Source organism: Jiangella alkaliphila, from assembly GCF_900105925.1.
In the GTDB taxonomy this organism is placed as follows: domain Bacteria; phylum Actinomycetota; class Actinomycetes; order Jiangellales; family Jiangellaceae; genus Jiangella; species Jiangella alkaliphila.
In genome coordinates this window covers 5,756,953-5,780,437 of the sequence record NZ_LT629791.1, presented here as the reverse complement: position 1 = coordinate 5,780,437, position 23,485 = coordinate 5,756,953, and the positions used below count along the sequence as shown (strand labels likewise).

Annotated in this window: 24 protein-coding genes and 5 pseudogenes; 10 read left to right on the top strand and 19 right to left on the bottom strand. The window is 67.3% G+C overall.

What is annotated here, in order from left to right; translation table 11 throughout:
* Positions 1-241 precede the first annotated feature (241 nt).
* Positions 242-862: a hypothetical protein gene (locus BLV05_RS26575; RefSeq protein WP_052762999.1), complete on the bottom strand. Its 621-nt coding sequence runs from the start codon at positions 860-862 to the stop codon at positions 242-244.
* Positions 863-1,107: 245 nt separating this feature from the next.
* Between BLV05_RS26575 and BLV05_RS26570 the strand changes: the two genes are divergently transcribed.
* A complete protein-coding gene (locus BLV05_RS26570; RefSeq protein WP_083421400.1) occupies positions 1,108-1,389 on the top strand; it encodes a hypothetical protein in 282 nt (93 codons plus the stop codon).
* A 54-nt stretch (positions 1,390-1,443) separates the two neighbouring features.
* Here the strand turns inward: BLV05_RS26570 and BLV05_RS26565 are convergent, their stop codons facing one another.
* The 6 genes and pseudogenes from BLV05_RS26565 to BLV05_RS26545 all read right to left on the bottom strand — a co-directional run bounded on the left by BLV05_RS26565 (position 1,444) and on the right by BLV05_RS26545 (position 3,404).
* Positions 1,444-1,677, bottom strand: coding sequence for a hypothetical protein (locus BLV05_RS26565; RefSeq protein WP_152691020.1), 234 nt, complete (start codon positions 1,675-1,677; stop codon positions 1,444-1,446).
* A gap of 56 nt (positions 1,678-1,733) precedes the next feature.
* Positions 1,734-2,261: a helix-turn-helix transcriptional regulator gene (locus BLV05_RS26560; RefSeq protein WP_052763000.1), complete on the bottom strand. Its 528-nt coding sequence runs from the start codon at positions 2,259-2,261 to the stop codon at positions 1,734-1,736.
* The gene (locus BLV05_RS26555; RefSeq protein ID WP_046771881.1) at positions 2,261-2,506 is read right to left on the bottom strand and encodes a hypothetical protein; all 246 of its coding nucleotides are present in this window, start codon (positions 2,504-2,506) and stop codon (positions 2,261-2,263) included. Before BLV05_RS26555 ends, BLV05_RS26560 begins: the two co-directional genes overlap by 1 nt.
* 30 nt (positions 2,507-2,536) lie before the next feature.
* Complete coding sequence (locus tag BLV05_RS37845) at positions 2,537-2,758, bottom strand: NUDIX hydrolase (RefSeq protein WP_052763001.1); 222 nt, start codon at positions 2,756-2,758, stop codon at positions 2,537-2,539.
* A gap of 109 nt (positions 2,759-2,867) precedes the next feature.
* A pseudogene (locus BLV05_RS38760) lies at positions 2,868-2,978 on the bottom strand (NUDIX domain-containing protein); the annotation flags it as partial.
* Positions 2,979-3,218: 240 nt separating this feature from the next.
* A complete protein-coding gene (locus BLV05_RS26545) occupies positions 3,219-3,404 on the bottom strand; it encodes a MerR family transcriptional regulator (RefSeq protein ID WP_046771882.1) in 186 nt (61 codons plus the stop codon).
* 323 nt (positions 3,405-3,727) lie between these two features.
* On the opposite strand from BLV05_RS26545, the gene BLV05_RS26540 reads away from it, so the two are divergent.
* Positions 3,728-4,333, top strand: coding sequence for a hypothetical protein (locus BLV05_RS26540; RefSeq protein ID WP_046771883.1), 606 nt, complete (start codon positions 3,728-3,730; stop codon positions 4,331-4,333).
* A gap of 32 nt (positions 4,334-4,365) precedes the next feature.
* On the opposite strand, the gene BLV05_RS26535 is transcribed toward BLV05_RS26540, so the two are convergent.
* Positions 4,366-4,683 (bottom strand): winged helix-turn-helix domain-containing protein, encoded by a 318-nt coding sequence (locus tag BLV05_RS26535; RefSeq protein WP_052763002.1) that lies wholly within the window; start codon positions 4,681-4,683, stop codon positions 4,366-4,368.
* Positions 4,684-4,846: 163 nt separating this feature from the next.
* On the opposite strand from BLV05_RS26535, the gene BLV05_RS26530 reads away from it, so the two are divergent.
* The 3 genes from BLV05_RS26530 to BLV05_RS26520 all read left to right on the top strand — a co-directional run bounded on the left by BLV05_RS26530 (position 4,847) and on the right by BLV05_RS26520 (position 7,001).
* The gene (locus BLV05_RS26530; protein ID WP_046771884.1) at positions 4,847-5,476 is read left to right on the top strand and encodes a hypothetical protein; all 630 of its coding nucleotides are present in this window, start codon (positions 4,847-4,849) and stop codon (positions 5,474-5,476) included.
* A gap of 278 nt (positions 5,477-5,754) precedes the next feature.
* Entirely contained in the window at positions 5,755-6,711 is a 957-nt protein-coding gene (locus BLV05_RS26525) for a helix-turn-helix domain-containing protein (protein WP_160312815.1), read from the top strand.
* Positions 6,708-7,001, top strand: a complete 294-nt coding sequence (locus BLV05_RS26520; RefSeq protein ID WP_052763003.1) for a winged helix-turn-helix domain-containing protein — start codon at positions 6,708-6,710, stop codon at positions 6,999-7,001. The genes BLV05_RS26525 and BLV05_RS26520 overlap by 4 nt, the downstream gene beginning before the upstream one ends.
* Before the next feature lie 115 nt (positions 7,002-7,116).
* Here the strand turns inward: BLV05_RS26520 and BLV05_RS26515 are convergent, their stop codons facing one another.
* A complete protein-coding gene (locus BLV05_RS26515) occupies positions 7,117-8,040 on the bottom strand; it encodes a hypothetical protein (RefSeq protein ID WP_152691022.1) in 924 nt (307 codons plus the stop codon).
* 171 nt (positions 8,041-8,211) lie between these two features.
* Between BLV05_RS26515 and BLV05_RS26510 the strand changes: the two genes are divergently transcribed.
* A complete protein-coding gene (locus BLV05_RS26510; protein ID WP_046771886.1) occupies positions 8,212-9,288 on the top strand; it encodes a hypothetical protein in 1,077 nt (358 codons plus the stop codon).
* Between the two features lie 423 nt (positions 9,289-9,711).
* On the opposite strand, the gene BLV05_RS26505 is transcribed toward BLV05_RS26510, so the two are convergent.
* From BLV05_RS26505 to BLV05_RS26500, 3 genes and pseudogenes are all read right to left on the bottom strand, one after another.
* Entirely contained in the window at positions 9,712-10,536 is an 825-nt protein-coding gene (locus BLV05_RS26505) for a hypothetical protein (RefSeq protein ID WP_046771887.1), read from the bottom strand.
* A 465-nt stretch (positions 10,537-11,001) separates the two neighbouring features.
* Positions 11,002-11,349 carry a DUF4238 domain-containing protein gene (locus BLV05_RS38755; RefSeq protein ID WP_407717052.1) on the bottom strand — a complete coding sequence of 116 codons (348 nt, stop codon included), beginning with the start codon at positions 11,347-11,349 and terminating at the stop codon, positions 11,002-11,004.
* Positions 11,285-11,584: pseudogene (locus BLV05_RS26500) on the bottom strand (DUF4238 domain-containing protein); the annotation flags it as partial. The gene BLV05_RS38755 and the pseudogene BLV05_RS26500, both read right to left, overlap by 65 nt.
* A 32-nt stretch (positions 11,585-11,616) precedes the next feature.
* On the opposite strand from BLV05_RS26500, the pseudogene BLV05_RS38750 reads away from it, so the two are divergent.
* Both BLV05_RS38750 and BLV05_RS37840 read left to right on the top strand, forming a co-directional pair.
* Positions 11,617-12,363 (top strand): annotated as a pseudogene (locus BLV05_RS38750) (AlbA family DNA-binding domain-containing protein); the annotation flags it as partial.
* Positions 12,364-12,449: 86 nt separating this feature from the next.
* Positions 12,450-13,121, top strand: coding sequence for a hypothetical protein (locus tag BLV05_RS37840; RefSeq protein ID WP_231948617.1), 672 nt, complete (start codon positions 12,450-12,452; stop codon positions 13,119-13,121).
* Here BLV05_RS37840 and BLV05_RS26485 read toward each other — a convergent pair.
* From BLV05_RS26485 to BLV05_RS26460, 7 genes are all read right to left on the bottom strand, one after another.
* Positions 13,118-14,545 carry a hypothetical protein gene (locus BLV05_RS26485; protein ID WP_046771889.1) on the bottom strand — a complete coding sequence of 476 codons (1,428 nt, stop codon included), beginning with the start codon at positions 14,543-14,545 and terminating at the stop codon, positions 13,118-13,120. The two genes, BLV05_RS37840 and BLV05_RS26485, sit on opposite strands and share 4 nt — an antisense overlap.
* A gap of 757 nt (positions 14,546-15,302) precedes the next feature.
* A complete protein-coding gene (locus BLV05_RS26480) occupies positions 15,303-15,752 on the bottom strand; it encodes a hypothetical protein (protein WP_046771890.1) in 450 nt (149 codons plus the stop codon).
* Entirely contained in the window at positions 15,749-16,585 is an 837-nt protein-coding gene (locus tag BLV05_RS26475; protein ID WP_046771891.1) for a DNA/RNA non-specific endonuclease, read from the bottom strand. Before BLV05_RS26475 ends, BLV05_RS26480 begins: the two co-directional genes overlap by 4 nt.
* A 225-nt stretch (positions 16,586-16,810) precedes the next feature.
* The gene (locus BLV05_RS26470; protein ID WP_152691023.1) at positions 16,811-17,323 is read right to left on the bottom strand and encodes a hypothetical protein; all 513 of its coding nucleotides are present in this window, start codon (positions 17,321-17,323) and stop codon (positions 16,811-16,813) included.
* Between the two features lie 425 nt (positions 17,324-17,748).
* Positions 17,749-18,081: a hypothetical protein gene (locus BLV05_RS37175; RefSeq protein ID WP_197683333.1), complete on the bottom strand. Its 333-nt coding sequence runs from the start codon at positions 18,079-18,081 to the stop codon at positions 17,749-17,751.
* 73 nt (positions 18,082-18,154) lie between these two features.
* Complete coding sequence (locus BLV05_RS26465; protein WP_197683332.1) at positions 18,155-19,672, bottom strand: hypothetical protein; 1,518 nt, start codon at positions 19,670-19,672, stop codon at positions 18,155-18,157.
* Positions 19,673-20,374: 702 nt separating this feature from the next.
* Positions 20,375-21,295 carry a bifunctional DNA primase/polymerase gene (locus tag BLV05_RS26460; RefSeq protein ID WP_046771893.1) on the bottom strand — a complete coding sequence of 307 codons (921 nt, stop codon included), beginning with the start codon at positions 21,293-21,295 and terminating at the stop codon, positions 20,375-20,377.
* Between the two features lie 119 nt (positions 21,296-21,414).
* Between BLV05_RS26460 and mobF the strand changes: the two are divergent.
* A pseudogene (gene mobF, locus BLV05_RS26455) lies at positions 21,415-23,010 on the top strand (MobF family relaxase); the annotation flags it as partial.
* Positions 23,011-23,339: 329 nt separating this feature from the next.
* Positions 23,340-23,465 (top strand): annotated as a pseudogene (locus BLV05_RS38745) (LLM class F420-dependent oxidoreductase); the annotation flags it as partial.
* Between the last annotated feature and the right edge of the window lie 20 nt (positions 23,466-23,485).

Sequence of the window (23,485 nt, the reverse complement as noted above, 5' to 3'; positions counted from 1 at the left end):
CTGCTCCTCGTTGACCGGCGTGTCAACAGGTCGCCCGCCCGCTGCGGATGAGAGTTCTCTCATCACCTATCAGCGGGGTCGACAACGCCTCGACCGGTGCGGCAGCATCGTCCAGCACGGGGGATGAAGAGGCCGGACGCCCACGTGGCGGGGGCCTGGGATCGCGAGGGTTTGGGCCCCGTCGAAGCCGCCCCATCCGGCTCGGCGCTGGGTGGGGCGGCTTTCGCGTGTTGGTCAGGAACTACCGGTCGCTCAACCGCCGGACGATGCCGAAAGGCGTGCTGGTGCTGCGCTGCCCGAGCAGATTGCCCGCGAGAACGGCGAGCAGGACGCCGGGCGCGGCGGCTTGCGGCGACACGCCGCGGACGGTGCCGCCGTAGTCGTTCAGGTCCACGATCGCCACTCCGACACCGAGCCACGCCTCCAGGTCGGCGCACAGTTCGGTGGACTCACCCGCGGTGAGGGGCGGGAACACCAGGTGCTCGTAGGGTGGGCGGCCGCCGTCGACGTCGCGGGCGACCGGACCGGCCACCCGGTAGAAGACCCCGGCAAAACCGAACGGCCGGGTCAGCGCGCTCAGCAGCGCTGCGACGATCACCCGCGGACGCCCGATCTCGGCGACGACGAACTGCATCTTCTCCGGCACGGACAGCCCGCGAGATCCGGGCCGGGGCCGTACCGCCCGGGCCAACAGGTGGGCGAGCCGTCCAGGCTGGACGGCGTCGATCGGTACTGCCCGGCCGGTCAGGAACACGGCGACCTTCTCGCTGACGACCACGGTGTCACCGCGTTCTAGCAACGGCAGCGACTCCAGCAGGGTGGCGTGCAGGTCGTCGGCAGCGGTGAACCAGCGGGTGGGCACGGCCGTTCGGACGTACGGGACGCCGTCAACAACGATGCTTGTCCACGTGGTCAACACGGTCGCCCCCTACCTCCACTTCGGAAAGGCACCAGCGTGCCGCATATGCACCGCCCACAACCTTCATGAGGGGTTTCTAGTCTGTAGGTGCAACTAGCATCCGCCGAGACCAACCGCCCCGCCCCGCCCGCCCGACTCTCGTCCGCCCGGTGGCAGGTATGTGCGAACACGTGTTCTAAGATGACGGCATGGCCGGGTATCGGAACGAAGAGATCCCAGGTGACATGCCGCCGCGGAACATGGGCGCGGTCCTGGCCATCGCCTGCCTCATCGACGGCGTCGACGGCGAGCACTACCGGCCGGTCGTCGCCCGGAAGTGGACCGCGACGCACGTCTGGGTGACGTTCACGCCCGACTGGGCCGCGCTGTCGGACGAGTCGGTGTGGCTGCGCAAGAGCGACGTGTGCCGCATCCTTCGCGCCGCAGACGTTCGCCGCCGACCACGACGCGGGCCCGTGGTGCATCCGTGAGGCCGCGCGCATCCCTGCCCGTCCGGGGTCGGGGAGGGATGCGCGCCCCCGGGTTCAGTCTCGCGTCGGCAGCTCGGCGACGCCCTTCACCCTGACAATGCGCCGCTGGTGGATCTCGACAACGGCGACCTGGCCGACCTCGCCGGGGAACGGCTCGTCGACGAAGTACGTCTCCTCGATCTCCGGCAGGTGCTGCGCCAGCCGGTACCGCAGCGTCACCGTGTGGCCCGGCTCGCCGTCCGGGAGCTCGCTGCTGACCCGTGCAATAGTACCGGTTACATGCATCATGGCAATCCTCCGCGCGTTGCCGAACGCCCAGCGTACGGCCACCGCCGGACAGGCGGTCAAGCGGTCTTCGACGGCGGCCGCCCGGCGCGGCGCTCCCACCGCTGCCCGAACGCCTCGACGCCGGCGCGGAACCACAGGCTGCCGACGCCGAGCTGGTAGGCCGGCGCCGGGAAGTCGGGGTGCTCGTGCGCCAGTTGGTGCACGCGCTGCCGGCTGACACCCAGGATCTCCGCCGCCTCCGGCCCGGACACCAGGTCCAGCAGGGTCGGCCGCTCCTGCTCGGCGTCGCGGACGTCCTCGCGCACCACCTCGACCCGCACCACCGGCGCCGTGGGCAGCCTGGCCCGGTCGGCGGCCGCCAGGATCTCGCTGACGGCGCGGTCGCGGGCGCCGTTTAGGGTGTCGTCGTCCAGGGTCACCGTCGCCGACCAGCCGCGCTCGTCGCCGCTGATCGCGCCGTAGAGGTGGGCCAGCGCATCGGTCATGGCGCCCAGCCGGTCGACGGTGGTGTCGCCGAGGATGGCGGGGTCGAGCGGGGAGTGACCGTCGAGCAGGACGTCGACGGTCACGCAGTACCCGGTCATCACGCTCTCCTCCCTGGTGGCCACTCGCCACCTGCCCGTCGCACGGCGGCGACGAAGTTCTTCAGCGCGCGCCGGTCGCTGGGCGTCGACGCGAGCACGATCGGCGGCTTGGACCGGTCGGCCGGGTAGACCCGCGGCTGCCTGTTGGCTGGGTGCTCGTACCACCAGCCGTGTTGGCTGATCTGGTAGTCGATGACCTCGCGGTATTCCTTCGGGATCTCCCGGCCTGGCCGCTCCGTCGCCATCGTCATCATCCCCAAAACTCTTTACCTAGGTCAAGGGTAACGTAAAACCCGAGTCGTTGTAAAGAGTTTTCTCGCCGCCAGTTGGTCGACGTGCGGGCGGCTGGCGCCGTCGCGGGCGTAGTGCTCCAGCCGCCGCCGTTGCGACGGCTGCATCCGCACCGCGGCCAGGTCGCCCAGGTCGACCCACTGCAACGCTGTCGACTCGTCCGAGCCGCGCAGCTCGCCTCCGATCCAGCGTGCCTCGAAGGTCACGTTGAACTCCTACCGGACCTCGCCGTCGGGGTAGGCGATGACGTGGCCGGGGGTCGCTGTAGATCCCGACGCTCCCGGTGAGCTCGACGTCGAGGCCGGTCTCCTCGCGCGCCTCCCGGACGGCGCACTGCGTCAGCGACTCGCCCAGCTCCAAGCCGCCGCTTGGCAGCGCCCACGTCCCGGAGTCGGCGCGCTGCAGACTGCTATTTATCGTAATCATGTCGGGTGAGTGCAGTCGCCCCCGGGATGGCGTCGGCGGAAGCCCTCGGGACCGGGCCCGAGGGCTTCTGTCACCCCACTGCCGCGCCATCGCAGGGCATGGATCCCGAACACCATCACGGCGAGCCGCCGCGCTGCCACCGCGCGGGCCTCGAGCCGGCTGGCTCCGGCGGGATGCGGGCCCTCGTGCGGCCCCTGCGAATGGCGGCGCCGGTGCTGTTGGGGTCCGTGCTGAGCGTGCCTAGTCCTCGCGATGCCGCATCGCGCGGAGCTGCTCTTTCAGCTTCTCCTCATCCCAGCGGGCGTGTCCGCCGGGTGTGACGAACTCCGGCGTGACCAGGCCCTTGTGCCACCACCGTGTCAGGGTCGTCGGATCGACTCCTATGGCTTTCGCCGCGACCCCGGTCGACACGGGCTTGGCTGTCACAACGACAACCGTCGAGCATCGAAAGCCGCGTTTACTTGCTGGTGCAGCGAATGCATGATTTGCATTGATTGCAGCGAATACCTGGTTAGACTCATGTCCGTGGTCCAGCGGTGGGACGTGTGATGTGCGGCGGCCTGGGCATCGCCGGCACGACCCCCGTGCGCGCCGACCGCCTGGCCACGTTCGACCGCGGCCAGTCCCACCCCGCGTGCCGGGCTGCGGCCGGGGGTGGCCGCCCAGCCCTAGGTGGGTGGCCACTCCTTCCGATCGACCACAGGGCCGGCGCGCGGCCGCCGCGCGTGCACGGATCATCGCGGCAGCCGATGCCTGACCCGCCCGCGGATCCGTCGGCCGTCGCCCTGACGGTGTGCCAGCGCGGGCCGGCCTGGGACGCGCCACGGACACAGCGCTGGCACGCCAACGCCGACGCTGAGGGTGAGTGCGACGAGCGGGTCCGTCACGTCGGCGACATCACCGCATGGCTGGCCTGGCCCGATCCAGTACGGGTCGACCCGCTGCCCGTGGAGCTGGGGTTCGTGCTGCAAACCGCCTTCGAGGCCAGCACGGGGCGCCTGAATCCCGAGCTGGATGAGTTGATCGGTTCGCCCACCGCCGACCGGACGTCCGCGGTGCTGATCATCACCGAGTGCGAGTTGGCGCCGCCATGGCGCGGGATGGACCTCGCCGGGCTGATGATGTCGGCCACAGTGGAGCGGTTCCGCTCGTGGGCCCGGCTGGCCGCATGCCGGATCTCGCCGGCCCAGTTCGGCGGCGGCCGGGCCGAGGCCGAGACGGCCGCCGCGCGCGCCGGGGCGATCCTCGAGCGCTACGGCTGGCAGCGCTGGCGCGGACTGCACGTCATCGACACCCAGTCAGACGCCCTCGTCGACGCGACGCTCGGCGTGATGATGCGAGGAGACCCCCGGTGACCACGCGGCGGCTGGTGAGGGCGCGAGGGCCGTCAGGCGCCGGGCGGGACATCTGTCTGCTCGTCGCCGGGTCGCTGGAGCCGCCGTTCGAGCCGTTCCCGGGTCTGCGGCCCGATGGCGTAGCTCCCGCCACCGTGCCATGTCACCACCAGGCCACGCTCTCGCAGGCTCCGCACGGCGGCCTTGGCGGTGTTGACCGACACCTCGTAGTCCTCGCTGAGCTCCCGCAGGCTGGGCAACTTCGCATCGGGCGGGATCTCCCCGCTCTCGATCTGCCCGGCGAGCAGGTCCGCGAGGTTCTCCCACCGGTACCCGGGACCCTCGATCGGCGACCGCGGCTCCTCCTCCACGAGCCACGACCCTAGACATACCAACTCAGTCCAGCTGTGACCAGCTGTGTCCATCTCAGACTATCTCTGTCCATCTGTGTCCCACTCATGCATAATGGGGACGAGACTCGTTTTGATTGAGCGCAGGGCAGCTCCCGGGGCCGGGGAGTAACGAGAGGCCGCCATGCACGTTCTCACCGCGTGGTGCATCGCACCACGACCACCGGCGTCACCGCTGTGGACCATCCAGATCCGCCACCGCAACGGCGGCCTCGTCGACGAACTCACCGGTGTCGTGACCCCCGCCGACGCCACCGGATGGGACCAGGTCGTGACGAAACTCGGGTTCACCCGCATCTCCACCCGGTGGGGCACCACGACGCCGGGCACCTACCGGTGCCGCGTCGTCCCGTCGCCCTCGAGGCACGACCTGGTCGAGGATCTCGTGCCGTCCTGCCCGTACACCACGATCGTCGAGGCCGCCCACATGCCCGCACTCGGCGGACCGTCATCGGGCGTCCACGCCGGCTACCTCGTGCACTGCGAAGCCCAGGCCGACCACCTGGGAGACCAGCACGTCGGCCTCGGCCTCGAAGACGGGCGCAACGGGGTGTGGTGGCTGTGGTGGGCCGCCGATGAGGCCCAGCTCACCCGCTTCGCCCTGACCGGCCTGTGCCGCGCCGTCGGCCGTCCACCCACGGCCGGCCTCGACCGTGAGCCCTGGCCGTGCTCGCTCCCACTCGGCCACCCCATCGGGCGCGTGCCCGCGCACTCCTGGGCCACGGCCGGTACGACCCGGCACAGGGCGTGGTGACCAGGGTGGGTCCCCGGCCGTTCTGCCCTGGTTGTGACTCCGACGACGCTGAATTCCGCCGCGCGATGCGCGCCCGCCGCGCGTGTCCGCACTGCCGGCTCTCCTCCCGCATCATCGCCGCGGTCTGGTACGTGAGGAGCCACAACGTCCGCCCACGCCGCCGCACGAACGACGACCCGGACCGGCGACCCGGCCCCGCCGGACAGCTGGAGGAGGTGAACCGCGGACCCGTCCAGGCACGCCCGACGGCGGCGACTCCATCACCGACCGCGGCTGCGTTGGCCGGCAACCCCGACGTCGAACAGCAGCTACGCGCCGACCTGGCCTCGGCACGGGCGGAGCTGGCGAAGCTCCGCGACGAGAACGTCTCCCTGGGCGACCAGGCGCAGACACGACCCGCCGCGGGGGAGGCCGCGCAACCGCGAACGCAGGTGACGCAGCTCGAAGCGGAGAACGGCGATCTCGTCGATCATTTCCATGCACCGGCCATCGCCGAGCGCCTGGAGCGCGTGCGTGATCACGTCGCGTTCCTGCGCACCGTCATGGAGCGCCTGCACGCCGACAACGCCCGACTCACCCAGGAACTCGCCGCCCGAGCGACTCCGCCGCCGGCCGGCCCGCCTGTCGTCGAGGTTCCCGTCCCTGACCCCGCCCTGGTCGAGCAACTGCGCGCGATCCGCCGGGACTGGGGAACCCATATGGACACCGTCATCGCCACCGCACACGTGCTTCGCGGCCTCCTCGGCCAAGCCGACCAGGCGCTACCGCCCGCGCCGGCGCCACCGGACCGCGCCACCCGCGACCGCACGGATCGCGCCTTCACCCTCGGAGAGCACGTTCACCTCGACGCCGGCGGCGCCCCCTGGCACGTCACGAAGGTGTGGCAGTCCGTCGATTCCTGGGTGATGCTCCAGCACTCCGTGCACACCGACCAGATCCGATCCATCCGCACCCGCGTCCTTGCCAAGCATCAACACTCCCTCGCTCGCAGCGACCCCGGATCCCGGCCCCAGGACACCTTCGGCGCACGCATCCGGGTCCTGCGGGTCGAGCGCGGCCTCACCCAAGCCGAGCTCGCCACCCTGGCCGGCCTGCCACCAGCCGTGCAGCGCAACCTCGAGAACGGGCACCGGCGCGCCATCACCCTCGACACCATCCACCGGCTCGCGACCGCTCTCGACGTCGACGCCACCGACATGTTCCGCCCACCAGCGACCGGAGACCCAGCACCGTGAACGCGCCCCAGCACATCGACCCCAATTCACGCGACCACCCCTACCAGCAGCTGGCGCGGCTGCTCCGCCACCGCATCGAGAACGGCGACCTCAAAAAGATGGAACGGCTGCCATCCATCGCCGAACTGACCCGCGAATACAAGCTGTCCGTCGGACCCGTACGCCGAGCACTCGCCCTGCTCGTCGCCGACAACGTCATCGAGATCGTCCCCCAGCGCGGCACCTTCAAAGCCGACCCCACCCGCCCAGGCGGCCCGTCCCAGAGCCCAGCACGCCGTGGCGGGAGTTGACCGACCACGCCACGCCATCGGCGCCGGTCCCGGCACCGCGATCGCAAGAGCCGTGCATGCCGCAGCCAGGCCGGCCGAACCGGGCCGATCACCCCGCGGCGCGGTCTCCGGGTGCCTACAGTCCCGGCGCCGGCGGATCGATGCCGCCGGCGCCTCGCGGCGACGAGCGCGGTCCTGGTGCCCACCGATCCGATTGCTGCCGCGCGCTGGGCGCCTCGGTCGCTGCTCCGTGCGCGCCGGGACCGTTCGCGCGTTGGCGCGGGCGCTCCACGGAGCGCAGGCGACTGAACGATGCCGCCATCGGCCCGCCGTACATCTCCGACCTCGCGACGATCACCACCAGCCGGTGCGCCGGCTGGTGAAGCAGGTGCGCGCGGTACCGGCCAGGCGACAGACGCTGATGAGCCTCACTGGCAGGCCCCTCATACAGGGGCGGACCGCGCGGATCGTCCGGATCCGCGACGGTCACATCCTGGTCGGCGTTCGCCGCGATCCTCCGCAGCTCATCAAGCGACTCCGGCCGGACCAGGCGAGGACCGCTCAACCGCGCCTCCGCGCGCAGCGCCTCCCGCGCGACCTCCACACCCACGAGAAGACGATCAGCGGGAATCCCGACAGTGAGCATCTCGGCGGGTGTCGCCCCCGTCAACGCCACCATCCGCAGATCGAACAGGTAGCGGGCTGCCATTGCCGACAACCAGATCGGATACCTCACGCCACCCGGATCGTCGGAGTAGAAGTCCTCGCCGGCCTGAACCAAGTGGCCGGCCCACAGGCGCAGCCCGTGCCGGGCGGTCAGCGCACCTTCAGCGGTGTCGAAGAGGTGATCGAACAGCTGGCCCGGCAGATCCCTCGACGTCGACCGCACGTGCGATTCGAAGTGCGTCACCATCTCGCCCGGACGCAGAGGGCCCGAACCGAGGCGCGACACGGAGAGCCGTAGGTCACCCACGACGCAACGCACCTCGTCCGGATCTTCTGCAGCCATGGCCGTCTCCCATCCGCCCGGTCCGCTGCTGACATCCACGAGGTACGCCACCGCACCCAACCCCAGCGCTGCGACGGCTCGCCCGCACACGCGTACTCGGAATTGCTCGCCACGCCTGTCTGTGCCCTCGGTGCGCCGACTGGGGGCAGCGCCACACCAGGTCCTACGAAGACGCGGGGGACACCGCGGCCCCGGCACCGTCTGAAGAGAGGACCTGCACCCATGCCGCACGACATGCCGATCAACGATCCGCTCGTCACCACCCTGGTCGCGCTCAGCGCAGTCGCTCGAGAACGACAGCTCACCGACACCGGCGAGCGCCCCTTCGACGTCGCCGATGAACTGGCCGAGATCCTCGCCGCCGTCAACGCCCGCGTCGGCGGAACTGACGAACTCTTCGCCGGCCAACCAGCCACCAAACGCACCGAACTGATCACCGCACTCATCGCCGCCGGCACCCAGCGCCGCCCCGGCCCCGACCGCGGCCTCCACGAGGCCACCGTGTTCCGCGCGATCGTCGCCGTCACCGACCTGGCCCGCCAGTCCGTCGCCTACATCGCCGACGACGGCCGCTCACCGTTCCCGTTCGCCGACGAACTCACCGACGCCCTCGACAGCGTCGTGACCCGCATCGGCGGGATCGCAGAACTGTTCGCCGGCCAACCGATCACACCGAACACGACCACCATCGCCGCACTGCTCGGATCGCCGCTGCCCAACACCCTGCCCACCTATCGGTCAGAACCGGTCCGCGTACTACTCGACGTCGACGACCAGTTCGACAACTTCGGACTGCTGGATCACCACGAACGAGTCGTCCGTGGACTCTGGTCGGCAGTCGTCGACGAGAGTCTCCCGAACGAGTCCCGACAACGCGCCACCGCTTCCTACCACGCGCTGCAGGCCGACTTCACCGCCGAGAAGGCCGCCTACGCTGACAACTACATCAACACCGTTCCGCAAGTCGCCCAGGACCTCGATCTGCACGCGCCGATCGAGGTAGTCGTTCGATATCGCCACGACCCAGGCGCCCCAGCCGTCGACCCGCTCACCCAGCAGGTCACACGGGCACTCACCCAGGCCACGATCGTCCCCGCCACAGGCCAGGCGCCACGCGACCACCCCGGCCGCCGCCCGGCCGATCTCCCCGGCATCGCGCTGCTCACCGGCTCCGGCGTCCATCGGAGGGCCGAGCCTTCACCAACAAGGCGCACCCAGCCGCGGCGCGATTCCGGCACCGCCCTCGACCCGTGCACAAGGCGCGCGTCACACGATCACCGACCCGATGGGCTTCAGTGATAGTCCCGGCCGCGGACCAACGCTGGGTGGGACCTCGTGCGGGTGCACGCCCCCCGGCGTGCGTGACTGGTGCTCGGCTCCTCCGCTGTGGGCTCGCTCGCGCGGAGTGTGAGGTGGGCCGATCCATTGTGCATTGGGGTAGATCGTGACCTTCGAGCAGGAGCGCGAGGTCGGCGTTTTGCAGCCGGCATAGGCGGGGTCCTTGATGCCGCCATCGAGTGCTTGTTGTAGTCGAAGGCGCCTCGACCAAGCCGACGCCGGACACAGTTACAGCCAAGCGCCGGGTGTCGTTCCCTTCTCCTGCCCGGCCGACGAATTGTCGACAGCGTCGATACTTTCAAGCTCAAGCGGGCTTATTGGGCCAGAGTGAATTCGTCTCTCACAGGAATCGCCTTTATTGCGTGGCGCTTCGCCCCGCAAGCGTCATGGTGCGGGCCCGTCACCTGCGGTCATGCCGAAGTAGAAGGGAGAACCTCGCCCGCCGGCGCTCTCCATGAACTCGGCTTCGACCTGCTGTAGCAATGGGAACTCCTCTGGATCGTCTTGTCCCTCGCCCTCTTCGTAGGCAAAGCACACGTTGACCCATCGCTGGTCGCGGGTGGACCAAATCACGAGGATTGGATGTGGCGACCACAGCGTCCAGACGCTGTCGATGCCGTCGAGACCGGACAATGGAGCGAGCCTGTGAGCAATCAGGGGGATCTCGTCCGCGTAGACTTCGACGGCTGGATATTCTAGGTAGTGGGCAACGAGAAAGATATTCCTCGAGTATCCAATTGGCGCCTTCTGTTCTAGTTGTCTCTTAGCGCGCTGGATGACATCGGATCCCACGCCGCTCAACACGTCATTGACCGAGACTACTTTTGCCCGGAAAGTCTTCTGCACTGGTTCGACTCCGGCGGCGATGGCTCGATCGATCGCAGCGTCAAACTCACGGAACTTGCCAGGTAGCGACTTGACCTCGAACGTGGCGTGCGAGGCGTCGCGGAGTCCGAAGGCTTCCGGCACTGGCGTGGGCGGGTCCGTCAGGTCGTATGTCAGATCCACGCTGCCGTGCAGGTCGATGCCCACCGGCGTCCGGTTGAGACAAGCGCTGGTGAGGATCGCCGCGAGGTGCTCCCCGGACGCGCGCTTGAAGCCATCCCGGGACGCGGCCGGGTGCTGGCGGACCAACTCGCTGGCCATTCGACCCAACTGGCTGTGATGAAACGCTTGTACGACGCTCCCCGCTATGTCGTCTCCTGCCATGGTCCCATCATGGCCATCAGGGCGACTGATTGCACCCGGTTTGCCTGGTCGGCTGGGGTCAAGGCGGCGCTGTGACTTGCGCGCGACGCTGGGCTACCTGCCCGCCGGACCATCCGGCTTCCGACGCCCTGGAATCGGCCACGGCAGGTCGTCGATAGAAAGCTCTGCGAATCATCGTGAAGCACGCGCGTCTGAGACATTGCTTTACGCTCATCCTCGGTCATGCCATGGAACAACCCATCCTCATGGACAAATGGTCACTATCAGCCGTCTTAGGTCGCCTGGTTTCTGGATCGCGAAGGACGATTCCCGTCAGTGGCGCGTCATCCGGATGATGGTAAACATACCGTCGCGCACGCGCTGCAGTCTCTTGACAAAAAGCTCGAGCCCATTTAGTCGAACCGGGCAAGTTGAAATCGGGTGCACGGCCGAAGCCGCTGGGAAGCCGATCCCGTGGCTGAATAGTCAGGCCGAGTCTCCGGCTGAGGGGACTGCGAACAGGTCCGTCGTGAAGATGCCAACGCCTTGCCATTCAGGGTATTCCGGACCGACGATCATCGATACTGGGTGGTCTGACGTAAGAAGCGACCGGCGGACGAATCGCAAAAGCGTCCAGTGGCAGTCGTAAAGGTGGCGACTTGTGCCGTCGATCAGGGACGTGAGGAGGCGCATGTGTTCATCGGCATTTGGCGATAGATCGGGCCCTCCGGGCTTGGTGATGTCGCGCCACTCTCGATCGAGTGCATCGTCAGAAACCGATTGACCGTCTGCTCTCGATGATCTGACGAAGTGCTTCCTTGCCTGATGCGCCAACGACGAGGCGAATCATTTCTGCGTTCATGATGCTCTGGCTTGCTCGTACTTCCTCGGACCGGAGATGCTGGAGAGCGATCCACGTGGCTAGGGCCGAACGGCGGTCACCGACAATCGGCCAGACTCCATCAATGATTGCGCGGAGCGCATCTGCAGCCGGCTCTTCGATCTCACTAAAGGCGCGCTCAAACATGTCTGATTGCCTGCCGTCGGGCAGCGTGATCGTGTAAAGTCTTTGATGACCGAAGCATCAGATGTTGCCAAGAGATGGCTCGGTTCGCCTGGCAGCGTTATGCGGCGAATCTGACTTGCATCACTTGCAAAACCCTTGAGGTAGAAGCGCGATACAACATGCTGTCGCCGAACTCTCTTACCCAAGCTATCCCTCCACGCAGGGCCCTCTACAGTCGATGGACATCCAGTTTGCCAGACAACGCGCGTGCCCAACGTGCAGGCCACGCTGCTGGCTCGAGTCGAGGCCTGAGGGGCCGACGTAGCCGACCTCCTCGTCAGCGCCCTTTTCCGCGCGTCCACTTGACTGCCAGACTTCCGCCTATGGTCGATCTCACGCGCACGTTCTCCTTGGGCCCTGACGTTCCGCGATGGTCGCCCGCCACTTGGGACGACATCGTGGCGGCCGCAGCGGCCGGTTTGCTCAATGAAACGCACTGGGTCGAGTTGAAGAGGGCAGTTTCTCCGACCTCGGAGGAAGGGAGCCTGGAGCTGGCTAGGGATCTAGCTTCCCTCGCTCTGGACGGCGGCCTCCTGATCGTGGGCATTAAGGACAATGGCGGGAAGGCGGGTGAGGTGGTTGGCACTTCTGAGCTTGAGGCGCTCCGAGACCGGGTGGATCAGGTCGCGCGTACCCGAGTCCACCCGCCGCTGCTTGTGAGCATCACGACGTTTCCGCATCCGACAGAGCTGGATACAGGCTGCCTCGTGGTGTCCGTTCCGCCCAGTCCCGACGCGCCACACATGGTGGACAAGCACTACTGGGGAAGGGGCGATGCGAGTAAGCGGAAGCTCGATGACCACGAGGTAGAGCGCTACATGGTTGAGCGCCGGCTCCGCGTGACGCAGATCACGGCGGTGTTGCGCGAGTGGGTCGAGGCGAGGCCGGGAGCGCGAATGCAACGACCGATGGGCGGGCCTATGTCGTGGTGTCACCGCGGTCAGGACGGCGTGATCAGTTCGCGGAGCTGCTGGATCGTGGCGACGGGACGCTGCCGGCGGCTATCCAGGCAGCAGCCGACGCGGTGCCCGTGCAGCCCGAGCCGCCGCGTATCAGCACGGCCACGCGGTACTACCGCGACCAGGGGTCGGAGCAGTACCGAACTGACGGGACGGACGAAGGTCCGGACCTCATCGTCGTCGACCTTCACCAGGAAGTTGGTGTCCGGGTCATGCAGGGAGGCGTCACGGGTGATCGAGCCGAAGGTCGGCTGATCGGCACGTCTCAGATCCGGTACATCGTGGAGCAGGTTCTGCACCTGGCCGCTGGCCTGGGCACGAAGGTTGGCTACTACGGCGCGTGGGATGTCGGCATCCACGTCACGCACGCCCCGGATGGCCAGGACAGCCAACTGACCATCCGGGGTGGCGTCAGGCACGCTGCCTGGACGCGAGAGCACTACGAGAACGTCATCACGGTTACGAGTGAAGAACTCGTGGAGCATCGGGGCGATGTCGCCTACCGGCTCCTGCACCCCCTCGCCCGCGTCCTTCGTGTCGAGGGCCGTCTCGCCGCAGAGCTGGGCATCGATGTGCCTTAGGGGTCCTGCTTAGATGCTGACTTCTTAGGCCGAGCGTCGATCGCGGCGTAGCGGATGTTCTTGCCCGTCGCCTGCGCGCATTGCCTTACCATCGCTGGAAGCTCCTTCATCCGCTTGATGGAGTTCTTGTTGTCTCGATAGCGCAGCGCCACGTACCAGCCCTCGGTGGCGTCGTCCGACTGCAGGTAGCTCGGCAGCTGGATCGAGAGGCCGTTCCAGAACTTCCCGTTGTGGGCCTTCTTCACCTCGATCAGCAGGCGGATTTTCGAACCGGAGGAGACCTTGAAGTCGACCGGTCCGCGACCCAGCTCGACCTCACGGTCGAGCTCCACGTTGAAGAGCCGGAGATAGTGCTGTGCCATGCCCAGGAAGGCGAGCTGCGCCGCCTCCTCAGGCTTCTCCGTGCCGTCATCGTTGTGGAGCAGCGACCAGCCGCGCTGGTCCTCGATGAAGTGGCGGAACTTGTTGATCATCTCGTCGATGAGCCGGCTCAGGTCCGCCTGGTTGGCCGGCTCCTTCATATCTCCCAGAGGGTGCTGCTGCGCGTACTCGACCGGTTCCTTGTCCCAGTTGACAACGCCCAACGGATCAGCCTCGAAATTGTACCCAGCTAGGTCCGGACGGCTGGTCTGCTGGCGTGCCCACTGGCGCACCCGTTGCGGATACCTCTGGGCATACTGAACAATCCTGGCCTTGGCGGCGTGTTCGCCAACCTTCAGATTCATCTGACCGCGAATGTCTTCGTTCAGGTCAGAGTCGAACCAGTCGTCGGCGTTGAGCGTAGGGAGTTCGTTCAGGATTCGCTCCGGAACCAGCAGAACCGGGCCGTTGGTTACTGGATTGGTCGGTAGAAGGGTCTTCTCCTTGACCCACCGGCCGTTGGTTACGTCAACCCGAGCGTTGCGCAACATGTGCTGGTCGAGTTGGATGCCATGTCGCCGGGCGACCGTCTGCGTGTACTTGACGAACCGCTGCTTGAGCACATTGCATGCTGCGTCCGAGATGCGGTCGGCGCCGATTCCCTCGTTGAGGATGCCGATCTCTTCAATGTGCTCGGGAACCTTGAGCCCGGCGGCGATGGCGACGGCGATGCCGTCAGCCATCTGCCGCGCGAGCCCGGAGCTGGAGCCGGCGCCCGAAGTGCCGGAGGCGGTGTAGCCCAGGCAGAACTCGGCCGGCTCCGGGAACTTCAGCATGCGCACTGCAGTCCTCGCAGAGACCGACGTCGGTGACGCGGCCTTGGCGACCAGGCGGTAGCAGCTGACGAAGTGCTTTACCAGCTCGTCATGAGCCATGGCCCACTGCCCACCGGCGCGGATCATGAGCAGTGGGTCGATGAAGAGCTTGGTGTCGACCGTGAGGTGGGGGTCGAACCAGTCATCCCGCGCACCGGTGGTGATCCCGAACGCCTCGGAGAACCTCATGCTCGGTGACCACCGTTGCGCATCAGGCCTCGAGTTGATCGCTCTTCGGAGAAGTGGACATAACTCGGGGCATGAACGGCCCACCCTTCGGACTTCTGTGGGCGCCAGGGCACGACTTCGTGCATCATTGGTGTACCTCATTCACGTGGGGTCGGCCCGAGCCGAGGGCGCTCGCGTCTGCTCTCCCAAAGTCTGTCGCGAGTCCTCGGCGCCGGGTCAACCGTTCGGAGCGGCTGGTTGCCGCCCCGCCAGTAAGCCTGGCACATCGATCCGACAGCAGGGGGATGCGCCGCACAGCTCGATGGCGAACGGGCTGCCGACAAACTGCAGGTCAGCTCGTTCTTCCAGACGGGTGTGGTATAAGCAGTCCGCCCGGGCGTGCCGGCGCAGCCACCCGGCGACGAAAACGCAGCCCTGCCTCGATGAATGCGGGCTATCCACGACCTATGACTGTACTTATGACAATGCGTCACATAGCATTTTTGTGCTACACAAATCCGGCAACGACGGCAGTTCCTGTGCTTGGCATCAGTCATGCTCAAGATCGCTGCTGACGTGGAGTTTCGCTCATGGCGTAATCACCTGGCCAGCCGTTGGCGCAGATCGGTCGGTTGAGGCGGGACATCTGACCGATGGGCATCCAGATATCCATACTCTCCGCGATTACGAAGATTGTGCAGGTATATACCTGAAGTGGCATCCGATTTGGTGTGCTGGGCTCCCGGCATCTAGCTCCAGCGCTCTGCCGCCTTCACGTTCAGTCGGACGACGGTTGCCGCACCGGATGCCACGCCGGCAGGTTCGCCTCATCGCGCGGGAACAGCTCGTGGTCGTACAGCAGCAGTTCGCGGGCGGCGCTGCCGGTGTTCGTGGGGTCGTCAGCCATGCCGCCATAGGGCGGGTTGTCGAAGTCGAAGCTGGCGTCGAGCTTGCCGCCCTCGCTGACGATGAAGGTGGCGTTGTACCAGGTGCCCTTGCCGTCCTGGTACATGGCGTCGTGCAGCTCGTCGAGGGTGTCGGTGCCATCGCTGTCGATCGTGGCGCGGGTGTGGTGGCTGGCGTCAGCCAGCTCGACATCGAGCGCGGTGGTCATCATGTTGGCGGCCGCGGTGACCGTGAGGGTGATGGTCCGCCAGCCCTCGGGGCTAGAGCGGACCATGGCCTTGCCGACCTCGTTGAGCAGCGGCTGCGTGGCTTCCAGATTCACGGTGTCCCCTTGGGGGCGGGCTTGTTGCGGATGATGGTCAGCTCAGTCTTGTCATCGATGGTGTGATACACCTCCAGCTTGTGCGGCCGGCGGGTGTGGTCGTTGTAGAACAGGTGGACGTCGAGTTCGACTTCCTTCTTGTCCTTGGTGATCGCGTCGTGCCACTGGCCCTCGAGCGCGGCGTACTGCCCGTTGTTGACGTTCTTGCCCTCCATGGGCACGAGGTTCAGGCGCTGGCCGATGCCGCCGAAGATCCGGCCGATGATGTGCCCGGCATGGTCGCCGGGGAGCTTGTCCTTCAGGCTGGTCTGCGCGTACTTGTCGCGGGGCTGATCGGGCGTCGTCTCAACCAGCACGGACTGGGTGCGGATGACCCGGCCCCGCTCATCGGTGGTGTAGCGCACCGCACCGTCGACCTCGATGACGCTCGACGGCGGCGGGTTGTTGAGCGCCGGGTGCCGCTCGGAAGCACCGGTTGAGACCTTGATGACGGGCAGCTCGTCAGGCACCGCAGCGACCGCGGTCGGCGCATCGGCAGCTGCGGAGTTGTCGGCGGGGCGACGCAGCTCATCGAGGTCATCAGCGGCACCTCCGAGGAGGGATTGCAGCTCGTCACCGAGCGTGCGCAGCACGGCCTGAATGGCCTGGCCGAGATCCGCTACGGCGGCGGCCGGGTTGTCGGTGCCGCTGCGGACGTTGGCTGCCTCGACCATACGGGTGATGCCGTCGGTGGCCTTCCTGGCGCGATCGGCGACGTCGGCTACACCACGTGAGGCCTCATCGCGCGCTTCATGCAGGCCGTCGACGGCGTGCTCGATCGGCCGGTCGGTCATGCCACGATCTCCTGCCCTGCGAGGTTCTTGATCGTGGGTCAAGGCTCTCATACAGAGCTGAGCGATGCTCGTCCGTCGGCAATGACTCTCGTGAATGCGGATGAATGAGCTGGTAGAGCAACTGTCCGACCCCCTGGCTATGCTGCGGCCCCGCCTGCCGAGGCAGCTGGAACACCAACAGGGGGTGCGATGTGACGACCGCGCTGAAGGCGTGCTTGGGCTCGCCTACTGATCGGCCGAATCCTCGGCAGTCTGGTTTGGTCGCCAGAGCACGCCCGTGACCTTCATCGATGTGTCGAGCAGCTCCATGACGACCTCGTCGAGGTCATTAGATAGCCGTGTAAGGTCGACGGCCGGCTGCAGCAGCATCATCATATACGGCTGGCGGTACTTGCTGACAATCTGCTGGTCGTCGTCGATCCAAGCTCCATGCAGAGCATCGTTGCGCCGCTTGTTCGCGTCCTTGCAGCGTTGGATGGCGGTGGCGAACGCCGCAACGTGCCTAGGCGGGCCCAACGTCGGGGCTCGTGCCTCGTCATTGTGCTTAACGATTGCCAGCGCTGTCTCAATCAGCCATGAGACACTTTGGCCGCTCACGACAATGACGGCCCGTGGCGAGCCGATCAGACTGGCAACCAATGAGCGCAAGATGGTCTCCATGAGGGCAGCGGACTGCGCGATCCGTCCGAGGACCATCAGCCTCTCGTCGTGCGTCAATGGTTGGTCGCTGGCTGTCACATCGAGGAGGGTAGCTGTGCCAGGCCAAGGGTGTTGATAACGTGGTCGCGGACGGCGTGCGCCCAAGGGAGCGAGCAGGACCCATTCCTCGAGATCTTGCCAGTCCACCAAAGATGACCGGATCCTCGAGGCCGCACGTGCCGCCGCTCAAGGCATCGCCGGAGGTTCACCTGTGCGTTCGTCTGGCGACGGCCAACCATCGACACAGCTTTCGACGCCGGCGCCGGAAGCTTGTGCTGTGGTCGGCGAGATGCTGTCGGCGCCGTCGACGGCGACAGGCTCTGCAGTCTCGGCTGCGTGGCGCTCGGGCTTGCGCCGGGCCGTTGCCGGCGCTGGCCATCAACCGGCAAAAGCAGTCGTGGTCGACAACGCGCTCTCACGCCTGCACCGGCCGGCCAGTGGCGTTGGTGTGTCGACGCCTGTGCCTACGATGAGCCGGTACCCGTTGCAGCTTTGGCGGTGAGATGAGCCCGCCAATAGCTGGCGGCGTCCTGGCCCGCCTGCATAGCGATGAACTCGTCGGTCCTCTTCGCAAGCGCGGCAGCGGGCTCTCTGCCCTCGACGTAGGACTCGAGGCCGATGCTGAGTGCGGTGCCGCTCAAGAACCCGGCGTACTCCCGGACGGACTCAACTATCGCGAAGCTGGCGGGGTTGCCGTGCACCAAGGCGTTACGGACACGACGGCGTCTGGCCTCCAACACAGCGCCTTCGGCGGTGTAGTACGCAATCAGGGCGCGGTACGCGGTGGAGTCGCTCACACTTGCGAGCATCCGTTTGATCCAGGCGCGCTCGGACTCGATGCGGCAGAGCGAGAGCAGATCGCTAGAGCGTTCAACGACGAGCAGAATCCACGGGCGCGACGGGTTGTCGGCGTACCACTCGCGTCTCAGTTCCGCGAACTGTTCGTTCTGGTCTCCAATGCCGAGCAGGCACATTTGGACGGCTCGTCGCACATCGGTTAGCCACCGGGCGTGCGGCCAGCGCTCGCCGAGGAGATCGAACAGGTCGATTGGGGGGGAATGCTGCGTGTGCCGCGATGTGTTGCACCACGCGGTCCGCGAGGGGGATCACGCTTCTGATGTCTGCTTCGGAAGGCTTGCGCAGCGCCATGTCGCGGCTGAATGGGTGATCGGCGTTGGTCTGTACTTCCAGCGCGGCGGCGAGAAACCGGGGAAGCTCTTCGCGGGCGAGCGCCTCGGCGATACGCGGCCCGTGCTCCTTGATCGATTCTGCGGTGATGTGAGCGCCGTAGTGATCCTGGGGGAACCCCGTCTCGCGTCGGGAGACCATGCCGCTGTACGAGCCGATCTGGCCAGAGCGCAGGACTCCGTACTGGGCAAGGTGCGGGCGGATCCCGCCAGAGTTGTAGATCGAGACACTGAGGATCGTGTTCACGATGTCGACGGCACGGTTCACCGCATCGGCGGCCGTGGACTCACCGAGGTCGACGCGAACGAGAAAGTCAACGTCAGACTCCTCGTCGACCAGCTCTGCGACCTTGAAGAGGTTGCCGCGCTGCACCAGTTGCCACAGCTCTGCCTTGTGCTCGAAGTCCTGGCCCTCGGGCTCGGCGTTGGGAACCGCCCAGTGGGCATTCATGAAGGACACGCGCCCAGCGGCAATGTGTGCAAAGGCCTGGCCCTGGTAGCCGAGCCACACCACGATCGGCTCGACTTTAGCCGGCGTGCTGGCATGGGCTCGGGCGCTCGCGATCCGCTCCTCCAGCGGTACGGTCGTCTGCCCGATGGGAATGTCGTCGGGATCACGGCCGAATGCGACCACCGAGACGAGGTCGCGGAACGTCCCCTCCGCGCTGAGGCCGCGCCTGCGCAACTGGTCGAAGAGCAGTTCAGCGATCGGGCGGTACTCCCGGCCAGCCAGTGTGCGGTCCTGAGCTGTGGTCACGAGGTCATCCCAGCTTGCCCTGGCGGCCTCGTCCGTGTCGAGCGCATCGAGGAGGTCCATCGCGGCCGCGGTGACGTCGGTCCACACAGCATCGGAGCGGGTGCCCGGTGGCCGTGCCAAGACCGTCGCAGGGCTACCGATGAGCTGCGAGAAGGTCGCTTGGAACTCTGCGAGCGACGCGGCGATGTGTGCTCGAAGCGAGGCACCGATCGCACCGATGGACTCGTCGAGGTCGAGCCGTAGCGACGTTCGATTGTCGCGCTTCTTCCAGGCATCGACGCCGCTGGCAAGCTCCACCCACTCCAGGACCTCCTCCAAGATCACGGTCAGCGGCAGGACGGTGCTGACGCCGTGGCTGCGGCCGAGTGACGAAACGTGGGACTTCAGCCAGTCCGGATCGTCAGCGGACCAATGGTCGCTGACGTTGTAGTCGATCATCACCATGTTCGTGCCTCTCGCGCAGTCCTGGCAGCAGGCCGGAATGGCTGTTTGGCCAATAAGCGTACGGGGATGGGAACCGATATTCGGCCTGCGCAACGACGCTGCAGCCGCACGACCGTCATGTCGCGAGTATGTGTCCAAGTTGTCTTGATGTGCCGCTGGCGAGCACGCGTTCAGCCGGTTAGCAAGGTTGGCGTCCGGCGATACGCCGCCCGCTCAGGGCGGCGACGCACGTTACCTGCTGCCCTCGGCTCGACAATAGACCTTGGATCAATCTCAGCTAAGGCCATTTCAAGATCATGGGAGATCTGTGGGACGATCTTGATGGTTAGGCCGGGTCAGGATGCGTGATGCTGGGCGAGGCAGGGCTGTGAACTGCGTGGACTCGTATCCTGCGAGGTCCTGCACGACGAGTTTCGTTGTTCACACCGAAGAGGTCACTAGTCGGTCCAATCACTCGACCTTGTTAACCACTGGCTGTCGGTGGCCAACTCCGACTGTTGACGGCTATCGCCGGACATCCCGTGGCGAATACGTGTCCAAGTCGCCCAACGTGATCAAGGGAAGGGTGCCTTGATGCAGGTCAGCGCCTACGGCCGCTGAGCGAGCGCGCTGCCCAAGGCTCTGGGACGAGCACAGGAGGCGTCATCGAGAGCGCGCATGACGATCCTCCGGGGCCGGTGCAGGCGCGGCCGTTTACCGCCGTCATCGGCCCACGCTTTCGTGTGCGTCTGGGAGTGCTGGGCCGGCGGCCGAGCTGATCGAGCGGGGCAGACGCATACCGTAGGCGAGGCCGTCGTCGATCGTCCGCTCGCCCTCTCTGGCGGTCCAGCCGTCGACGCCGACGTGGACAGCTGCGGCCCGCAGCAGTTGCTCTCGCGCATCGCTCGCGTCGAGCTCGCCGGCGCTTACCAGCTGACCGAATGTACGCGCCGCCCTGAGGACGGCGTCGTGTCGATAGCCGGACTGCGCAGACTCCACGTTGGCGGTCACGCTCGCCACGATCGCCTGGACGTATCTGCTGGCCCGGTCGGTCGAGAGCTGTAGCGGTGGCGCCGGCGTCGGTGGAGGAGGCGGGGTGAGGGCGTGGACGAGCCAATCAGGCGGCTCCGCTACCGGATGGTCCAGCGCCAGGTCGTACGATCCCGCTGCGCTCCGCGAGCCCGCGCCGACAATGCACCCGCCGCGGCCCCGGGTGTCGACCCGCCAACCCAACGTGCCGGTGGTCGTCCGATGCGCGCCGCCGCCGGGAGCTCGGAAGTACAGGTGCTGGCCACCGCTCGGCGTGGTGACGGTGTAGGTGTCCGCTGGAGGCTCGGCTCCGGCGGCAGCCGCAAGCATTGCCAGGACGTCCGATCCGTGCTGGGCGCCCTTGAACGGCTCGGGTGCCGTCGCCCCGTGCGCCGGATCGAGGTCAACCACGAGCAGCCCTGACTCACCGGTGGCAATGCCGACGTTCCATCGATCCGTGGCCCGCCACCAGGAGCGGAGTTGCTGATGATCAGTTGTCGCCAGTTGCTGCCAGCGTTCGAACGCTGGCCTCTTGCCGCCGGAGCCGATCGGGAAGACGCGCCATCCTCGGTCCGCTGCCGCGAGGGCAGCGTCGAGGAACGGGTTGTTGGACATCGCTTCGGACCTCCTCCGTCGCGTGCGCACAACGTCCTTGTGGCTCTCTGACCAGGAGGTGCGCCAACCGCTACCTGCTGACGTCGGTGGCGGCCGGTGATGGTGACCGGTGGCTGTCGATGCCGCTGACCCGGTACTACCAGGAGAAGGGCACCCCTCCCGGCTACAGGATCGGAACCGGGATCGGCGCCCTGGGCGACGGGTCGCTGACGCCGGGCGACGTGGTGACGGAGCAGCAGTTGCGCCGGCTGCTGGGCCAAGGCCACGACCCGCTGACGAACGAGACATTGGGGCGGGCGTACTTCCAGTTCAAGCCGCTCACCGAACGCATCGCCATCCGGACGGCTGCCCTCCATCCTGCGCTCTCGCCCGACCAGCGTGCCAAGCGCGTCAGGGACCTCACGGCGGAGGAGAAGGCGCGGCCGGCGCCGCGGACGGTGGCCGGCTACGACTACACGTTCTCGGTGCCCAAGTCGGTCTCGGTGCTCTGGGCGTTCGCCGATATCGGGACGCAGGCGCTGATCATGCAGGCGCACCATGCCGCCGTCGCCGACGTGATCGAGCTGCTCGAGCGCGACGTCGCGATGACGCGCACCGGTAGCGGCGGTGTCGCTCAGGTCGAGACCCGCGGTGTCGTGGCGACGGCGTTCGACCACTACGACTCCAGATCCGCGGACCCGCAGCTGCACACCCACGTCGTCATCGCCAACCGGGTGCAAGGCCGAGACGGCCAGTGGCGCACGCTGGACGGCCGGCCGATGCACGCGGCGGTCGTCGCGCTGTCCGAGCACTACAACGCCGTCCTGGCCGACACGCTCACCCGCGACCTCGGCGTCGAGTGGGAGCAGCGCGACCGCGGCCGGGACCGCAACCCGGCCTGGGAGATCGCCGGCGTGGGCGACGAGCTCATCGCGGAGTTCTCTTCGCGGGCTGCGGACATCGAGGTGGAGAAGGACCGGCTCATCGACGCGTACATCAAGTCGCACGGCCGGCGCCCCACGCAACGGACGGTGTTGCGGCTGCGACAGCAGGCGACGCTGGCGACGCGTCCGGACAAGGAGGTGCGTTCGCTGGCCGAGCTGACCGACCTGTGGCGCACCCGTGCAGGCCCGCTCATCGACACCGAGCTGGCGGCCTGGGCTAAGGACCTCCTCACCGCGGGGAATGGACGCGCCGTTTTCCGCGCCGACGACTTCCCGCGAGACGAGCTGGAGCAGCTGGCTGCCGCCGTCCTCGTGCGGGTGGGGGATCGGCGGCGGACCTGGCGGCGGTGGAACCTCCACGCCGAGGCATCCCGGCAGCTGATGCACCTGCGATTCGCGACGACCAGCGACCGGGAGGCCGTCGTCGGCCTGGTCGTCGACGCCGCGGAGCAGGCGTCGCTGCGTCTGACGCCGCCGGAGCTGGCGTCGACGCCGGCGGAGTTCCGGCGTGCCGACGGGACGAGCGCCTTCCGGCCCAAGCACGGCACGGTCTACTCGTCGGCAGCCGTGTTCGAGGCCGAGGAGCATCTCCTGCGGCTCGCGGACACACGCACCGCGCCGACCGTCGACCTGGACGTGGTCGCCCGCGCGACCGGTCACTACGACGGCGGCGTCGTGCTCGCCGCGGACCAGGTATTCGCGGTGGAGAAGATCGCCACCTCCGCCCGCGTCGTCGACGTGCTCGTCGGGCCGGCCGGGACCGGAAAGACCACCACCTTGAGTGGGCTGCGGCGGGCGTGGGAGGGACAGGTGGGCGCCGGCCGGGTGATCGGCCTGGCGCCCCGTCAGCGACGGCGGCCGAGGTGCTCGCCGCCGACCTCGGGGTCGAGACCGAGACGACGGCCAAGTGGCTGCACGAGCACCGGCACGGACGGTGGGACCTGCGCCCGGGCCGCCGGTTACTTCGCGGACCGCCTCGCCGATATCGTCCACGGCGTCCGGGCCGAAGACGTGCTCGCCGCGCTCGACGGCGCGCGCCCGCCGCTCGGGCACCGGGTCGGAGCCGATCACTCGATGCCCGCCCGCACAGCGATGCGACAGCCGGAACCTGAACCGGCGTCTACCTCGACGCCGGGTACCGCGACGTGTTCGTCAACCAGATCGGCCCCGATCAGGACGCCTTCTTCGACTTCTACGGGGCGGAGGTGCTCCCGAAGCTGAAAGCCGACGGCGACTCCCGCCGGTGACCTCCGGCTGTTCGGGTACG